Source organism: Akkermansia muciniphila (assembly GCF_040616545.1).
In the GTDB taxonomy this organism is placed as follows: domain Bacteria; phylum Verrucomicrobiota; class Verrucomicrobiia; order Verrucomicrobiales; family Akkermansiaceae; genus Akkermansia; species Akkermansia muciniphila_E.
Genome location: NZ_CP156688.1, coordinates 1,459,738 through 1,475,147, shown reverse-complemented (window position 1 = coordinate 1,475,147; position 15,410 = coordinate 1,459,738). Strand labels below are relative to the sequence as shown.

The window sequence follows — 15,410 nt, the reverse complement described above, 5'->3', positions numbered from 1 at the left end:
AACATCCATGAGCAACATTACCATCGCCCTGGCGGGCAATCCCAACTGCGGAAAAACCACTCTCTTCAACGCCCTGACCGGCGCCAGCCAGTACGTCGGGAACTGGCCCGGCGTTACGGTGGAAAAAAAGGAAGGCCGGCTGAAAGGCCACAGGAACATCATCATTGAAGACCTTCCGGGCATTTACTCCCTTTCCCCCTACACGCTGGAAGAAGTCGTCAGCCGGAATTACCTGGTCACGGACCACCCTTCCCTCATCCTGAACCTGGTTGACGGCAGCAACCTGGAACGCAACCTTTACCTCACCACCCAGCTTTGCGAGCTGGGCGTTCCAGTCATCATTGCCCTGAACATGATGGACATCGTCCGGAAGCGCGGGGACCGCATTGACACGGAAAAACTTTCCCGGGACCTGGGATGCCAGGTAGTGGAAATAAGCGCGCTGAAAGGCACCGGCGTCCGTGAACTGGTGGATGCCGTGGTAAAAACCGCAACCGCGGAGGATGCGCAGGCTCCGCGCGCCGTCCACTTCCCTGCCCCCCTGGAAAAAGCCATTGGGGAGATTGGGGAAATCATCACCGGCAAATGCCTGGACCAGCAGAAGAAATGGTTTGCCGTCAAAGTTTTTGAAAGGGACCAGAAGGTCGCGGACCAGCTGGCCCTCACCCCGGACGAGCAATCCCGCATCAACGGGATTATCGAGTCCATGGAACGGGAGATGGATGACGACAGCGAATCCATCATCACCAACGAACGCTACAATTCCATTTCCCGCATCACCAGGGATTCCGTCGTGAAGGCCAGCGCCGGAAGCCTGACGGGGAGCGACCGGATTGACCGCATCATCACCAACCGCTGGCTGGGCCTCCCCATCTTCGCCGTGGTCATGTGGGCGGTGTACTACATCTCCATCCAGACGGTGGGCGCGTGGGGAACGGACTGGGCCAATGACACTTTCTTCGGTGAATGGGTTCCGGAATGGGTAGGCGGCCTGCTGGAGAGCGCCAACTGCGCCCCCTGGCTGGAGAGCCTGATCCAGGACGGCGTGATTGCCGGCGTGGGGGCCGTTCTGGGCTTCCTGCCGCAGATGGCGGTGCTGTTCCTCTGCCTGGGGATTCTGGAAGACTGCGGCTACATGGCCCGCGTGGCCTTCATCATGGACCGCATTTTCCGCAAATTCGGCCTCTCCGGGAAGTCCTTCATCCCCATGCTCGTTTCCATGGGCTGCGGCGTTCCGGGCATCATGGCCACCCGCACCATTGAGAATGAAAAGGACAGGCGCATGACCATCATGACCACCACATTCATTCCGTGCGGGGCAAAAACGCCCATCATCGCCCTGATTGCCGGAGCCTTTTTTCCGGAAAATTCCTGGGTGGCTCCGGGCGCCTATTTCATCGGCGTGGGCGCCATCATCCTTTCCGGCCTTATTCTGAAAAAGACCGCCATGTTCTCCGGGGACCCCTCCCCCTTCGTCATGGAACTTCCCATTTACCACATCCCCGCCTGGAAGAACGTCATCATCCACGCGTGGGATCGGTGCAAGGCCTTCGTGCAGAAAGCCGGGACCGTCATCTTCGTGTCCAGCGCCCTGATCTGGTTCCTTTCCAGCTATAACTGGAAGGCGGATTCCGTGGAGCAGAACGACAGCATGCTGGCCTCCATCGGCAATGTGGCCGCGCCCGTCTTCCAGCCGCTGGGCTGGGGTGAATGGAAACCCACCATGGCCACCATCACCGGCCTGATCGCCAAGGAAAACGTGGTCGGCACCTTTGGCGTCCTGTATGCGGACGGCGGTTCCGGGGAGGAAGAGGCCGCAGAAGAACCGGCAGCGCCCGCAGAAGTGCAGGAGATGTCTCCCGCCGGGCAGGAACTCCAGGCATCCCTGGAGGAAGCTTCCGGCGAGTCCGCCGCTGAAGCGGAGGAAGAAGAAGATGAAGACGCTGAAATCCGGGAAACCGGGGACCGCCTGGTCCAGGCCGGGGCATTCACCTTCCTGAGCGCCTTCTCCTTCATGATCTTCAACCTTCTCTGCGCCCCCTGCTTCGCCGCCATGGGCGCCATCAGAAGGGAAATGAACAGCGCCAAATGGACCTTCTTCGCCATCGGCTACATGTGCGCCCTGGCGTACTGCCTGGCCTTCCTGATCTACCAGCTCGGGGCGTGGCTTTATGCGGAGGCTTCCTTCGGCATCGGCCAGGCGCTCGCCGTGCTGCTCCTGCTGGGGCTTGCCTACCTGGTGGTGAAAAAACCCGCCCGCTCTTCCAAGTAATCCTCACATCCACTCTTAACCAACCCCCTCACTTCATATGGGAACATACATTATTGGCGCCATCCTTTTCCTGGCCCTGGCTTATGCGCTGTATAAAAGCTTCAGCAAGCGCGGCAAGTGCTGCGGCAATTGCGACGGGTGCGGCAACGGCGGCGGAGGCTGCTGCGGCGCCCACGATCACGGCCACGACGAGGAAAACGAAAAACAGGACTGATCCCGCCCGCGGCTAATTCCTTCAGAACCTGCAAGCCGTCCGCGGTTTGCAGGTTCTTTTTCCCTGGCGCATGCAGCATGCGTCCCCCCCCCGTTACCCGATCCAGCCGTGCTGGTACGCAGCCATGGCGGCAATCACCATCGCGATGAACAGGAAGATGAACCACATCACATTGTGGCGGTGGCGGTATTCCACGGCCATCAGGGGCTCCCATTCCTTTTCCACAAAGGAGAAGTCATCCCCACCGGCAAAGCGGTCGTACAGCGTTTCCAGTTCCTTGCCCGTCACCCCCTCCGGAGCGGCAAAGACGGGCGGGCAGCATCCCCCCGTCTTGAATACGATCTCGCAGTGGTAGACGCCGTCCGCCTCCTTGTAGGACTGGAGGCACGCGCCGTCGCGGGCGCATACCACATGGCCGGTCGTTCCTTCCTGCAAGCGGCGCAGAGCAGTATCACGGTCAGTCACTTCATCATTTGAAATTTCCCATTGAACCTTACTCATTCTGTCAGTTTAAGACAGTTCCCATCCAAGTCAACATGGTTTTAAACGTTTCCTGACGCCGGAAATGTCATCCATTGTCATAAATCCGGCCGCGCGCAAGCTGCTGAACTTAACGTTCTTCCCGGTGTTTAATTCACCTAACTTGTTGTTAGTCAAACCAAAGAACTTTCAACGAACAGCCAGGGGTGCTAATCTAACTATCAGCGGCCGCAACCAGCCGCACACCATAAGATGATGAACAAGTACACATGTATCATGATAGGAGCCGCCTGCCTGCTGGCAGCCTCCTGTCAGGCGGATACGGCCCGCAGGGAACCGGTGCGGAATACGGCGCCGGCTTCCACCGTACAGGCCTCTTCCGCAGCCCCCCAGTCCGGCCAACGGAATGACGGGGTTCAGGAACACAGGCGGTTCAAGCGCCTGTCTCTTCCTTTGAGATAATAAAATAAGCAACGCCGCACCCCCTACCTGATCGAGAATGCGACGTTGCCGCCAGGTCATGCAGACCCCTTCAATGCCCCCCGCACGCAGGATTCCGCTCTCTGCATGCAGAAGGACAAGGAAGACTTGATTGTTATTGCGTTTTCACTGGTACGGAGCTTTTCCCGCCTAGAACGTGACCACGCATTGCACGGAGAGGATATTGGCGGAGTTGACGTCATCCCGCCCGGAAGGATTTTTCACATACTGGTAGGAAGGCTGGATCAGGCAGTACGGCGTAATGGAAAAGCTGTACGTGCATTCCAGAATCATTTCCCGGTCATGTCCGGGCCGCGTTTCCGCCAGCGTGTCGGAATCCGGCTTGCTCACGGAGAAGCCTACGCCAAGGAAGTTGCCATCCGCCTCTTTCAGGCCGGTCATGATTTCCAGGGGCTTCTTGAAGACTACCCCGGCGGAAGCCTGCGCTTCCGCTCCGCAGATGTTGCCGTATTCGGCGCTGCTCCATCCGGCGCGCGCGAACAGGGCGAACGGACTGCTGCCCAGGTCCTGTTCCAGGTTGAACGCCACGCCGCCGTGGTTCTTGCCGTCCGCATGGAACATGAACGGCTGGAGGCGGTACGTGCCCGTGCCTATTCCGAAGGCCTTTTCATGCGTCCAGCCGATTTCACCGAGCAGGTTGAAGGATTTCCCGGTAGTGTTATGGAACGGGTTGCGGCGCGGCTCATTGTCCATCATGTTGCCGCCCACCTGGATGAACCAGTTGTCATTGAACTGGTACTGCCCCACGAACCCGAAGTTGGAGTCTCCCAGCGGAAGCACCTGGTTGTTGACGAAAGGAGCGCTGCCGAACTGCCCGAAGGTGGTGTTGGCATACGTATTGGCGTCAAAGTAGTTCGTCTGGTTGATCATGCCGCCCATGATGACCAGCTGGCCGTCCATGAATCCCTGGGAAAGGAGCAGTTCCGGCAGGTAGAAATAGCCGTCTTCAAAAACGTCGCAATTGGCGGGGCCGCTCGCGCCCCAGGAATCATCCAGCGTGGTGCGGTGCGTGTGCCTGTTCAGGGCCACGGATCCGGAAAGCTCGCTCTTGATCCAGGTGCCCTGGTTGCGGCTGGATTGGAACAGCTGCAACCCGGCCTGGGCGTGGAACTTGTACCAGCTCTGGCTGGAACCCGCGGTCTCATCGTTCGGGGCGGCATGGTGGCCCTTGGTATACAGGAACGCCTGCTCCACCAGGAACTGGAAACCGGCTTTCTCATAAGCGCCCTTGTGCAGATCCGTCAGGGCCCTGGTCAGCAGGTCGTTCGGAATGGGCGTGCTTTCGTCGCCGTACTCGTCCCCGAACAGGTCGATGTCGTCCAGAATGGAACCTTTGCCTTCAGCCTCTTCCGCGGCCGGAGCGGCGGCGGTAGCGGCTACGGATGCCGTACCGGCCATGCAGAAGCCGGAGCAGGCCAGCAGGGCGGGTATCATGTAGCGTTTCTTCATAGTAATGCTGTTTCTTGAGTCTTCCTCGTCAATCGCGGATATTCAGTCCTCCATGGAGGAGGAGCATTCCTGCTCCCGGCCCGCGGGGGGCTGCGTATTCACGGCTTTGCCGCATGCGCCCATACAGAACTCACAGTCTCCGCAGAGCAGGCGGTACCTGGGGCGCCGGACGAGCAGCCCGGCCAGTTTCCGGTACCGGGAAACCCGGTGGAAGAAACGGTGAAGTCCTGTATGGGTCAAGTTCATGCAACACGGCAAAGTTAGATTCAACTAACTATTGAGTCAACTCTTTTTCTCTCTTGCCTCTTCCCCAACCTCATACCTCCTTCCTGATACATGATTCATATTCATCTTACCATCAACGTTTTGAAAAATATCCCGAATTGTTTTCCAAGCCTGTAAAAAAATTAGTTCAAACTAATTCAACTTGACCTGAAACCTCCGGAACGCTACAAAAAAGCAGGCCGAAGGGAGACAATCCAACTCTTCCGGAAAAAGAGCGGCTGCATGCCGCCAGGGCCCGCTGAACCAACAAAAGGAACATTACCATGAGTTACATCAACAACAAGGGCCTCTGGGGCTTCGTGGGAGGAATCATAGCCGCCGCCATCGGCGCGAAAGTAGCTAAAAGCCCCGCCACCAGGAAACTGGCCGTCCAAGGGCTTTCCAAAGCCATGCTCATCCAGCAGAAGGCCATGGAGCAACTGGCCAACATCCGCGAGGAAGCCCAGGACCTGTGCCACGAGGCCGCCGCAGAAAACCGCAAGCCGGAACAGTAGGAATCTCATTGCTCATCATCAGACAGGGGCTGTCCGTTTCCTTCTCCTCCGGCGGAACGGACAGCCTCCAACGGGGGAAACGCACGGAGAAGGGCGTTTCCCCCTTTTTCATTTTTCCTTACCCATGCACTATCAGGTTATCCACCACACGCCCGGCAGGCTCCGGGTACGCTGCGGCCGCGGCATATTCAATCATGACCAGGCCTGCGGCATTGAATGCAGGCTCTTGAAACAGAAAGGCGTGCGCTCCGTCCAGGCCACCCCCTGCAACGGAGGCGTGTTCATCCTGTATGAAGGGAGCAGCCCCCAGACCATTTTCCGCACGCTGGACAGGCTCAGGCCGGAAACGCTCCGCAGCCATGAACCGGAAGAACGCGCGGAAGCCCGCAAACTGGCCCGCTCCTTTTCCCTCCGGATAGCCGGGAAGGTTTCCTCCTTCCTGCTCTGCAAGCTGTTCCTGCCTCCCCCGCTCAGAATGGCCAAAGCGTTCTGGAACTACGGCTCCTATTTCCGGCGCGGGATGGCGGGACTGGGCAGAGGACGGCTCAACGTGGCGGTGCTGGATGCCGTCTCCATCGGCGTTTCCATCGGCACCGGGGCTTACGGAACGGCCAATTCCATCATGTTCCTCCTTTCCATTTCAGACCTGCTGGAAAATTACACGCGGAAAAAGACCCGGGCGGCGCTTGCGGCCAGCCTGAGCATTAATGTGGACCAGGTTTGGAGGGTGGATGAGGACGGCATGCGCCAGGTGCCCATGGAACAAATCCGGTCCGGGGACAAGATCCGCGTGGACACAGGAAACGTGATCCCCGTGGATGGAACCGTGCTGTCCGGAGAAGCGGAAGTCAACCAGGCCGCCATGACGGGGGAATCACAGGCGGCGGCCAAGCAGGAAGGCTCCGTCGTCTTCGCCGGGACCACGCTGGAGGCGGGGTCCCTCGTCATCCGGGTGGATGCCGCGGGAAACCAGTCCCGCATCCACAACATCATCTCCCTGATTGACCACTCGGAAGAATTAAAAGCCCGCATCCAGAGCCGGGCGGAAAAACTGGCGGATTCCATCGTGCCTCTCACCCTGCTCACGGCGGGAGGACTGTTCCTGTTCACCCGGAACATTTCCAAGGCGCTGTCCGTGCTGATGGTGGACTATTCCTGCGCCATCAAGCTCGCCACGCCCATCTCCGTCATCTCCGCCATGAAGGAGGCTTCCGCGCGCAAGATCATGATCAAGGGAGGAAAATTCATGGAGCTGTTCGCCGGGACGGATACCATCGTCTTTGACAAGACGGGCACGCTGACTTCCGCCTGCCCGCAGGTGACGCAGATCGTCCCCCTGGGAGATTGCAGCCGGGAGTACATCCTGAAAACGGCCGCCTGCCTGGAAGAGCACTTCCCGCACAGCGTGGCGCGGGCCGTGGTGCGCAAAGCCCTGGAGGAAGGCCTGCACCACGAGGAGGAGCATGCGGAGGTGGAGTACATCGTAGCTCACGGCATTTCCTCCCGCCTGCACGGGAAAAAGGCCCTCGTGGGGAGCTACCACTTCCTTTTTGAGGATGAGGGCATCCCCCTTACGGAAGAACAGCGGCAGATCATCCGCACCCACTCCAGAGGGAAATCCAATATCTTTCTCGCCATCGGCCGCAGGGCCATCGGCATGATCGGCGTCAGCGACCCGCCCAGGCCGGAGGCGAAGGAAACGATCGCGCGGCTGAAACAGCAGGGTATTTCCTCCGTCATCATGCTCACGGGGGACAGCGAATCCGCCGCGCGCGCCATCAGCCTCCAGCTGGGCATCACGGAATACCGCTCCCAGGTGCTCCCGGAGGACAAGGCGCGCTTCATCCGGGAGCTCAAGCAGGCCGGAAGAACGGTGTGCATGGTGGGTGACGGCATTAATGACTCCCCCGCCCTTTCCTGCGCGGACGTCTCCGTCTCCATGAGGGATTCCTCCGACATCGCCCGGGAAGTGGCGGATATTTCCCTGCTGTCCAGCTCCCTGGAGGAACTGGCCGTCTTAAGGGAATTGAGCTGCGCCGTCCTTGAGAAAATAGAACGCAACTACCGTTTCATCGTCGGGTTCAACACGTCCCTCATCCTGATGGGCATGTTCGGGCTGATCACTCCGGCCCTTTCCGCCTTCCTCCACAATGCCTCCACGGTGTACGTCAGCGCGCGCAGCACGCGCCGCTGCCTGCCTCCGGTGCCGCCCCGCCAGTAACAGGAAAGGGATGGTTCATTCACGCATGAACCATCCCTTTAAAAACGTTCCGGCCTTTTTACTGCCCGTCCTTCCGGGAATGTTCCGTGAGCAGTTTGAACCTGGAAATTTCCTCCAGCGTCATGATGTGTTCAATGCCGCAGGCCACTTCGTCCGCGCGCTTTTCCTCCATCTTCAGCACCGTAATCAGGAAGTCCTTCACCATGGTGTGGCAGGAGATGACCCGGTCCGCATAATAACGGCCCTCCCTGGTCAGCACAATGGGGGAATACTGCGTATATTCCACCAGCTTCCGTTCTTTCAACTGCTTCATGGCGAGGGAGACGGAGGGCTTCTTCACATTCAGGGCCTCCGCAATTTCCCCTACGGTGGCGCACCCTTTTTCCAGCTCAATGTTGCGGACGGCTTCAATGTAATCCTCCAGGCTGTTGCTCAGTTCCAGGGAGGGAAAGTTTTTGCGTATCATGACTGATGCTTATTAGATTCAACTAACAAAAACAATAACCCAGCCTCCGTCCAAGTCAACCTCTTCTTCAAAAAAATTAGGTCCGGCAAACTTTTTTCTTGCAAGTTTAGTTAGACTGCACTAACTTTCGCTCATGGTCAGCCCAAACCCGGAAAGAAACCATGAAAGAAAATGCTCCGGCGGCGTTCCCGCCAGAACGGAGTCCTTCTTCTCCCGGTTTTTTTCCTCCTCGCGCCCCTGCCGCTGCCGGGGCTGCGCCCTGAAATGCTCCGGGAAAAACTGTCCCTCCGGCAATAAGGGAAAACAGGCACGGCCAAACTCCCTGGGGAACGCGTCCACAAACTGTATGGACTAGTCATCCGGTGCTCTAACACATTATCGCCTAAACACGGACGCGTTCCCCCTCCCCTTTCTTTCCGTTCCTCGGAACCTTGTCAGCGGAGATCTTCCTCCGGGCCGTTATAACCCTCCGGGGTATAACTGCGGATGGATACGGCGCCTTCCGCCGTCACGTCCGCCGCATAACATTCCGCATGGCGGAAGCAGGCTCCCAGGTTGACGTATAGCCGCCTCCCCTGTTTTCCGGCAACCGCCCGGCGGTGCAGATGGCCGAAGATGACGACCTCCGCCTCCGGGAAAAAGCGGTCCGTAAATTGCCGCATGCGCCGCATCATCGTCAGCCACGCCAGAAGAATCTGCACAGGCCGCTCCGGCGGCCACGCGGAATGGGCCAGGAAACGTACCAGCTTATTTCCGCTCGCCCCGGAACGCGTATCAATGGGGGGCACCAGCACGCTCATGGCGCGCGCCAGTTCCAGCCGCTGCAGCAAATCCGTGTCCGCCTCCGGAAACGCGGCGATCAGGTCACGGGCGGCCTGCTTGTTCTTCAAATACTCCCAGCCCCACGGAGCCACCTCCTTGAACAGGGCATGGCCGTGCAGGGCGCAGATGCGCCCCCCCTGCAATTTCAGCAGCCCGGCCTCTTCATCCGGATCATGGTTGCCCGCCAGCAGAATGGGACGGACTCCGGCAGCACGGCACATTTGCAGGAAGCGGGCGCGTTTTTCCAGCCCTTCCTTCCGGTACGGGCTTTCACGGGTTTCACTGAGGTCCCCGCACACCACCAGATGGGTGCACCCTTCCAGCAGGAAAGCCAGTTCCTCCGGTTCCCGGACCAGGGCCTTGGCATGGCCGAAGTGGATGTCCGAGATGAACCGGGCGCGTTCCCCCGGAGCAAGAGCAAGTTCCTGAATCATAAGGGCGGCGGAGGTAGAAAAACAATAGGACATCAGGCGCGCAGCCGCTGCCGCACCATTTCATACAGGCACACGCCCGTAGCCACGGACACGTTCAGGCACGGAACGCTTCCCCTCATGGGAATCCGCAGCAGGAAGTCACAGTTCTCTTCCGTCAGCCGCCTCATGCCTTCCCCTTCCGCGCCCATCACCAGCGCGGCCGGCCCCGTGAAATCCGTTTCATACAGGTCGCGGTCCCCCTTGTCCGAGGTGCCGAAAATCCAGATGCCGCGGCTCTGAAGCTGTTTCATGGTGCGCGCCAGGTTGGTCACCTGGATGAAGGGCACTTTTTCCGCCGCTCCCACGGAGACGCGCAGCACGGTTTCCGTAATGCCCACGGACTTGTCCCGGGGGGCGATCACGGCATCCACGCCCGCACCGTCCGCCGTGCGCAGAATGGCCCCCAGGTTGTGGGGATCCTGCACGCAGTCAAGAATCAGCAGCAGGGGGTTGGTGGCGTTGTCCAGAATCCCGTCCAGAGCGTCTTCTCCCAGCGCCTTGACGGCAATTTTTGCCGGGGCGCTGCGCACGTGCTTGTTCCGCCGCGCCTCCTGTTCGTTCCCTTGGGGTCTCATGCCCATGAATTAGCGTGTTTCACGCCTCTTTTCCAGACAAATATGCCCCGGCGCACCATCATTGGGCGTGACTTGCGGCCCCCCGGCATGGTACAGTTCCGTACCATTCATGATGAAGACGAGCGACTTTTTAGTCATTGGGGCCGGGGTTGCCGGGTTGAGTTTCGCCCTGAGAGCGGCGGAACACGGCAAGGTTGCAGTCATTACAAAAGGTAAATTTCTGGATTGCAGTTCCGCCAAGGCGCAGGGCGGCATAGCCGCCGTATGGGACCGCAATGATTCCTTTGAAGACCATGTGGCAGACACGCTGGACGCCGGAGCGGGCCTCTGCAACGAGCAGGCCGTGCGCACCATCGTGGAGGAAGGCCCAGGCGCCATCCGGGAACTGCTGGAATGGGGCGTGAATTTTGACCCCGGCAACCAGGGGGAGGATTACGAACTGGCCCGGGAGGGCGGCCATACCAAGCGGCGCATCCTGCACGCCAAGGACGCCACCGGTCTGGAGATCACCTCCAAGCTGCTGGAGGCGGCCAAGCTGCACCCCAACATTGAACTGCTGGAAGACCACTTCGCCATCGACCTGATTACGACAACCAAGCTGGGCCTGGTCACGGAAGACCGCGTGCTGGGGGCCTACGTGCTGGACCGCAGCTCCGGGGAAGTAGAAATTTTCCGGTCGGACCGCGTCCTGCTCGCCACGGGCGGCTGCGGACGGGTGTACCTGTACACCACCAATAATGATTCCGCCACGGGGGACGGCGTAGCCATGGCCTGGCGCGCGGGCGCCACCATCGCCAACATGGAATTCGTGCAGTTCCACCCCACCTGCTTTTTCAACACCCGCGCGGAGGGCGCGGAAGCGCGTTCCTTCCTCATTTCCGAAGCCGTGCGCGGCGAAGGCGGCGTGCTGATCGGCGCGGACGGGAAGGAATTCATGCACAAGTACGACCCCCGCAAGTCCCTGGCTCCGCGCGACATCACGGCCCGCGCCGTGGATTCCGAGATGAAGCGCACGGGCAGCATGTGCGTTTACCTGGACATCTCCCACAAGCCGGAGGGCTTCGTCCAGGAACGCTTCCCCCTGATTTACGAGACCTGCAACCGCTACGGCATTGACCCAGCCAGGGAACCCATTCCCGTGGTCCCCGCGGCGCATTTCCAGTGCGGCGGCGTGCTGACGGACGTCAACGGCCAGACGAGCCTGGACGGCCTTTACGCCGCCGGGGAAACCGGCTGCACCGGGCTTCACGGAGCCAACCGCCTGGCCTCCAATTCCCTGCTGGAATGCGTGGTGGTGGCCAAGCGCGCGCTGAACTCCATGCTGGCCCTCCAGCCCCTGCGGAAGGATGCCCCCACTTCCTACGACATCCCCGCGTGGCACCACGGAGACACCGCCCTGCCGGATGAACTTTCCGTCATCTATCACAATTGGGATGAAATCCGCCGCCTGATGTGGGATTATGTTTCCATTGTCCGGACCAATAAAAGGCTGGACCGCGCGGCCACGCGCCTGCGGATGCTGCACCGCGAGGTGAAGGACTTCTACTGGGGGTACCGCATTACGCCGGATATCCTGGAACTCCGCAACCTGGTGGCGGTGGCCTCCCTGATCGTGGACTGCGCCATGCGCCGCAATGAAAGCCGCGGCCTCCACTTCAACACGGATTATCCCGGCAAGCTGGATCACCGCTTCGTCACTCAACTGCACCGATGGTAAAGCACTGGCAACGTCAACAGGCATTCCGGAAGGGTTCCCCTGGGAACTCCTTCCTTTCCGCATGCCTGCTTGCCTTGCTGGCGCTGGCCTCCGCGGGGACTGTCCGGGCGGACATCCAGACAGGCCGGAGCGCCACCCGCGCCCTGGCGGACAGCCCCGCCCGACCCAAAGGCCCGGTCATCATCACCCCCACGCAGCGGGATCCGCTCCCCAGGGTCATCGTCAAATCCCCCACTACGGCGCCCGGCGGCAAACGCCCCGCTCCCCAGCCCCGCATCCTTCCCCGGACGGCCCCGCAAAGCCCCGGCACCTATCCCTGGCGGCTCAACATCACCGCCACGGTGTTCTGGGTGGGGGAAGATTCCACCGCGCGCAATCCTGTAGCCAACCACAAGAGTTCCTGGGATTCCGCGTGGCGGGAAAACTTCGGCGGCTTTGACGATCCCAACCCCGTGTGCCGCACCACGGATTTCCGCCCAAAGACGTTTATCCCCCAGCAGAACCCCTTTTACGTGGCCCTGCCGTACAATGACGTCTCCAAGGGGGAGCACAAGGTGGAGGCCTCACGGGTGATTCCCTGGTTCCGCCGGGAATACACGGAAAAAGGGCAGTCCGTCTGCAAGGGCAGATGGGTGCAGATCGTGTACAACAAGCGCAGCTGCTTTGCCCAATGGGAGGATTGCGGCCCCTTTACCACGGAAGACTGGCCCTACGTCTTTGGAGACAAACCCCCGGTCAATACCCAGAACAAGGGCGCGGGCATAGACATCTCCCCCGCCGTGCGGGACTACCTGGGCATCACCGGCGGGACGGCCACCGTCCACTGGCGCTTTGTGGAATTTTACCGCATTCCCCGCGGGCCATGGTCCAGGTGGGGGGATAACAACCCTTTTGTCAATCCCGATACGGCCTCCCGGAGAAAGGCTCTCAAATCCCAGGAAGACCGCCTGCGCCTGCAGCAGGAGGCCATCCAGAGGGAGCTGTTGAAGGACCCCCAGAAGCTCAGGAGGGAACTCCAGGGATAGCCCCGTGCCGCCGCGGCCATGCAACGTCCACGCATTCTACATATTTTCAGCCGCTACGGGGAACTGGGCGGGGAAGAAGTCTGCTTCCATGCCATCACGGAGGCGCTGGATACCGTGGCGGACGTCACCCCCTTTGTCTATTCCACCGGAGAATTGTTCCGCAGCCCCCACGGCGCGCTGACGAAAATGCGCTACATGCTCCACAACCGGGACGTGGAAGAGAGGCTCCGCGAATGCCTGCGTGAAAACCGCTTTGACGCGTGGATCATTCATAACACGTTTCCGGCCATGTCCCCCTGCGTTTACGAGCTGGCCCTGCAGCAGGCCGTTCCCGTCATCCACTACCTGCACAACTACCGCGCCGGGTGCCTTAACGGGGTGTTCTACCGGGACGGCGCGCCCTGTTTCTCCTGTAAAAACGGCAATTATCTTCCCGGCGTCCTGCACGCCTGCTGGCGCGGTAGCGCCGCCTATTCCGCCCTGGCTGCTGCCGCCCTGTACAAGACGCGCCGCATGGGAACCTGGAACCGCCTTTCCTCCTACATCGCCGTCAGCCGGCGGCAGCGGGAGCTTCTCATCCAGTCCGGAATACCGGAGGATAAAATCCGGGTCATTCCCCATTTTATCCGGCAAACGTCCGCCCCCGCCGGACCGCCCCCCCCCCGCCGGGACGTTCTTTATGCCGGACGCTTGACACAGGAAAAAGGAGTCCTCCAACTGGTTCAGGCGTGGGAGAACCTTTCCCCGCCCGGTCGCACCCTCTACCTGATGGGGGACGGCCCCATGCGCGGGGAGCTGGAGCGCTACGTCTCTTCCCGCCGGCTTGAATCCGTCCGCCTGACCGGATTCATTCCCCATGAGGAGCAGGGGGCCATACGCGCCGCCTGCGGCCTGACCGTAGCCCCCTCCCTGTGGGAGGAAACCTTTGGTATGGTGGTTCTGGAAGGCTGGCTCCACGGCACGCCCGTCATCGTGACCCCGTGCGGCGGCCTGCCGGAACTCATCACCCACGGGCGGAACGGATGGATTGCGCGGGGACCTTCCGCGGACGCGCTGGCGGAGACGCTGCGCGCCGCGCTGGAGGAAGAAGAACGCTGGCCTGCCATGGGGATGCACGGGCGCCAGCTCCTGGCCTCTACCTACTCCCCCGCCGCATGGCTCCAGTCCATGGGTAGCCTTTTTGAAGAACTCCGCATTCTCCGTCAACCTTCCACCACCACGGCATCATGAAATGGTACACCTGCACGCCCGTTCCCTTCAAAGGGGACCACACTTTCTTTTCCCGTGATTCAGGCGCTTTCTGCAAGGCCTTTCAGCGAATAGGCGTGGAGAGCAGGGCCATCATGCCCACGCCTGCTCAGGACGGGGACGATCCCGACCTCATCCGCACGGAATACGCCAACCTGGAAGACCCTGCCTGGTGGAAATCCCTGGGCATTGACGGGCTGGTCCTGTACGCGTGGGGCACGGGCAAATACCTTCCCATCGCCCGGGCCATCCATGACGCGGGCATTTTCCTGGTGGTGTACATGGATTCCTCCGGGCTGTTTTTCCCGTGGCAATACTGGTTCCCCATTGCGGAAAACATGTGGATCAGGGACGTCTTCGCCCGCGGAAAAATCAAGGGTTCCGCCTTCTTCCTGCTACGCCTGCTGAAGCAGCACACCTGGAACCTGCTCAACCGGGGGCGGAGAAAACACCTGGACCAGGGGGACATGGCGGCCTTCCCCATGCCGGCGGCCCTCCAATCCATCCGGGACAGGGAATGGCTTTACGGAAAATCCATTGTCCGGAAACTGGCCCTCCTCCCCAACCCCATTTCCTCCACCTGCCGCTATGCCGGGGAAAAACGCAACATCATCATGGCCGTGGGACGCTGGGACGACCTTCTCTACAAACGCCCCTACCTTCTGATGGCCACGCTGGAACAGGCCATGCCCCGGGCCCCGCACTGGGAAGCGGAAATCTACGGGAACATTCCCCCTTTTCTGCGGGAATGGCACAGCAACCTTCCGGAAGGCCTCCGCTCCCGCATCCGCCTGGCCGGATACCTGCCGAATGCGGAGCTCCAAAAGAAATATTCCCAAGCCAGGATCAGCCTCTGCACCTCCCGGTCCGAGGGGACGCACGTCGCCTCCGCGGAGGCGCTCTGCGCCGGAGCCTCCGTCGTGGGGCCTCGCCTCACTCCCCTGCTGAACTGCCTGCAATGGTACGTTTCCCATGATTCCGGCACGCTCAGCCCGAAGGATTCTCCGGAAAGCATCGCCGGAGCGCTTCTGGAAGAAATCCGCGCCTGGGACGATGGGAAACGCAGCCCGGAGGAAATCTCCCGCCACTGGTGCTCCCTGCTGCACGCGGAAAACTCCTGCAAGCGCATCATTGCCGCCTATGAAGCCGCCAAAGGCGGAAACTGACC

Annotated in this window: 14 protein-coding genes; 8 read left to right on the top strand and 6 right to left on the bottom strand. The window is 60.5% G+C overall.

Features of this window, described 5'->3' with window-relative positions:
* Positions 1–7: 7 nt before the first annotated feature.
* Positions 8–2,272 carry a ferrous iron transport protein B gene (feoB, locus tag ABGM91_RS06050; protein WP_354834666.1) on the top strand — a complete coding sequence of 755 codons (2,265 nt, stop codon included), beginning with the start codon at positions 8–10 and terminating at the stop codon, positions 2,270–2,272.
* Between the two features lie 37 nt (positions 2,273–2,309).
* On the top strand, positions 2,310–2,486 hold the full coding sequence (locus ABGM91_RS06045; RefSeq protein ID WP_290565827.1) for a FeoB-associated Cys-rich membrane protein: 177 nt from the start codon (positions 2,310–2,312) through the stop codon (positions 2,484–2,486).
* Positions 2,487–2,579: 93 nt separating this feature from the next.
* Here the strand turns inward: ABGM91_RS06045 and ABGM91_RS06040 are convergent, their stop codons facing one another.
* The 3 genes from ABGM91_RS06040 to ABGM91_RS06030 form a co-directional block, all read right to left on the bottom strand.
* A complete protein-coding gene (locus ABGM91_RS06040; protein ID WP_354834663.1) occupies positions 2,580–2,987 on the bottom strand; it encodes a hypothetical protein in 408 nt (135 codons plus the stop codon).
* 609 nt (positions 2,988–3,596) lie between these two features.
* Positions 3,597–4,916, bottom strand: a complete 1,320-nt coding sequence (locus ABGM91_RS06035; protein ID WP_354834660.1) for a carbohydrate porin — start codon at positions 4,914–4,916, stop codon at positions 3,597–3,599.
* A 42-nt stretch (positions 4,917–4,958) separates the two neighbouring features.
* Entirely contained in the window at positions 4,959–5,162 is a 204-nt protein-coding gene (locus ABGM91_RS06030) for a hypothetical protein (RefSeq protein WP_290565824.1), read from the bottom strand.
* A 302-nt stretch (positions 5,163–5,464) separates the two neighbouring features.
* Here ABGM91_RS06030 and ABGM91_RS06025 point away from each other — a divergent pair, with 302 nt between their 5' ends.
* Complete coding sequence (locus tag ABGM91_RS06025; RefSeq protein WP_354834657.1) at positions 5,465–5,695, top strand: DUF1490 domain-containing protein; 231 nt, start codon at positions 5,465–5,467, stop codon at positions 5,693–5,695.
* Positions 5,696–5,819: 124 nt separating this feature from the next.
* A complete protein-coding gene (locus ABGM91_RS06020; RefSeq protein ID WP_354834654.1) occupies positions 5,820–7,916 on the top strand; it encodes a heavy metal translocating P-type ATPase in 2,097 nt (698 codons plus the stop codon).
* Positions 7,917–7,974: 58 nt separating this feature from the next.
* Here the strand turns inward: ABGM91_RS06020 and ABGM91_RS06015 are convergent, their stop codons facing one another.
* From ABGM91_RS06015 to rlmB, 3 genes are all read right to left on the bottom strand, one after another.
* Complete coding sequence (locus ABGM91_RS06015; RefSeq protein ID WP_354834651.1) at positions 7,975–8,382, bottom strand: metal-dependent transcriptional regulator; 408 nt, start codon at positions 8,380–8,382, stop codon at positions 7,975–7,977.
* A gap of 434 nt (positions 8,383–8,816) precedes the next feature.
* Positions 8,817–9,638, bottom strand: coding sequence for a metallophosphoesterase (locus ABGM91_RS06010; protein WP_354834648.1), 822 nt, complete (start codon positions 9,636–9,638; stop codon positions 8,817–8,819).
* Between the two features lie 32 nt (positions 9,639–9,670).
* Positions 9,671–10,258, bottom strand: coding sequence for a 23S rRNA (guanosine(2251)-2'-O)-methyltransferase RlmB (rlmB, locus tag ABGM91_RS06005; RefSeq protein ID WP_354834645.1), 588 nt, complete (start codon positions 10,256–10,258; stop codon positions 9,671–9,673).
* 106 nt (positions 10,259–10,364) lie between these two features.
* Here rlmB and nadB point away from each other — a divergent pair, with 106 nt between their 5' ends.
* The 4 genes from nadB (at position 10,365) to ABGM91_RS05985 (ending at position 15,408) form a co-directional block, all read left to right on the top strand.
* Positions 10,365–11,969 (top strand): L-aspartate oxidase, encoded by a 1,605-nt coding sequence (nadB, locus tag ABGM91_RS06000; RefSeq protein WP_215427683.1) that lies wholly within the window; start codon positions 10,365–10,367, stop codon positions 11,967–11,969.
* Positions 11,970–12,043: 74 nt separating this feature from the next.
* The gene (locus ABGM91_RS05995) at positions 12,044–12,994 is read left to right on the top strand and encodes a hypothetical protein (protein ID WP_354834642.1); all 951 of its coding nucleotides are present in this window, start codon (positions 12,044–12,046) and stop codon (positions 12,992–12,994) included.
* 18 nt (positions 12,995–13,012) lie between these two features.
* Positions 13,013–14,224 (top strand): glycosyltransferase family 4 protein, encoded by a 1,212-nt coding sequence (locus ABGM91_RS05990; protein WP_354834639.1) that lies wholly within the window; start codon positions 13,013–13,015, stop codon positions 14,222–14,224.
* On the top strand, positions 14,221–15,408 hold the full coding sequence (locus ABGM91_RS05985) for a glycosyltransferase (protein WP_354834636.1): 1,188 nt from the start codon (positions 14,221–14,223) through the stop codon (positions 15,406–15,408). Before ABGM91_RS05990 ends, ABGM91_RS05985 begins: the two co-directional genes overlap by 4 nt.
* Positions 15,409–15,410: the final 2 nt, after the last annotated feature.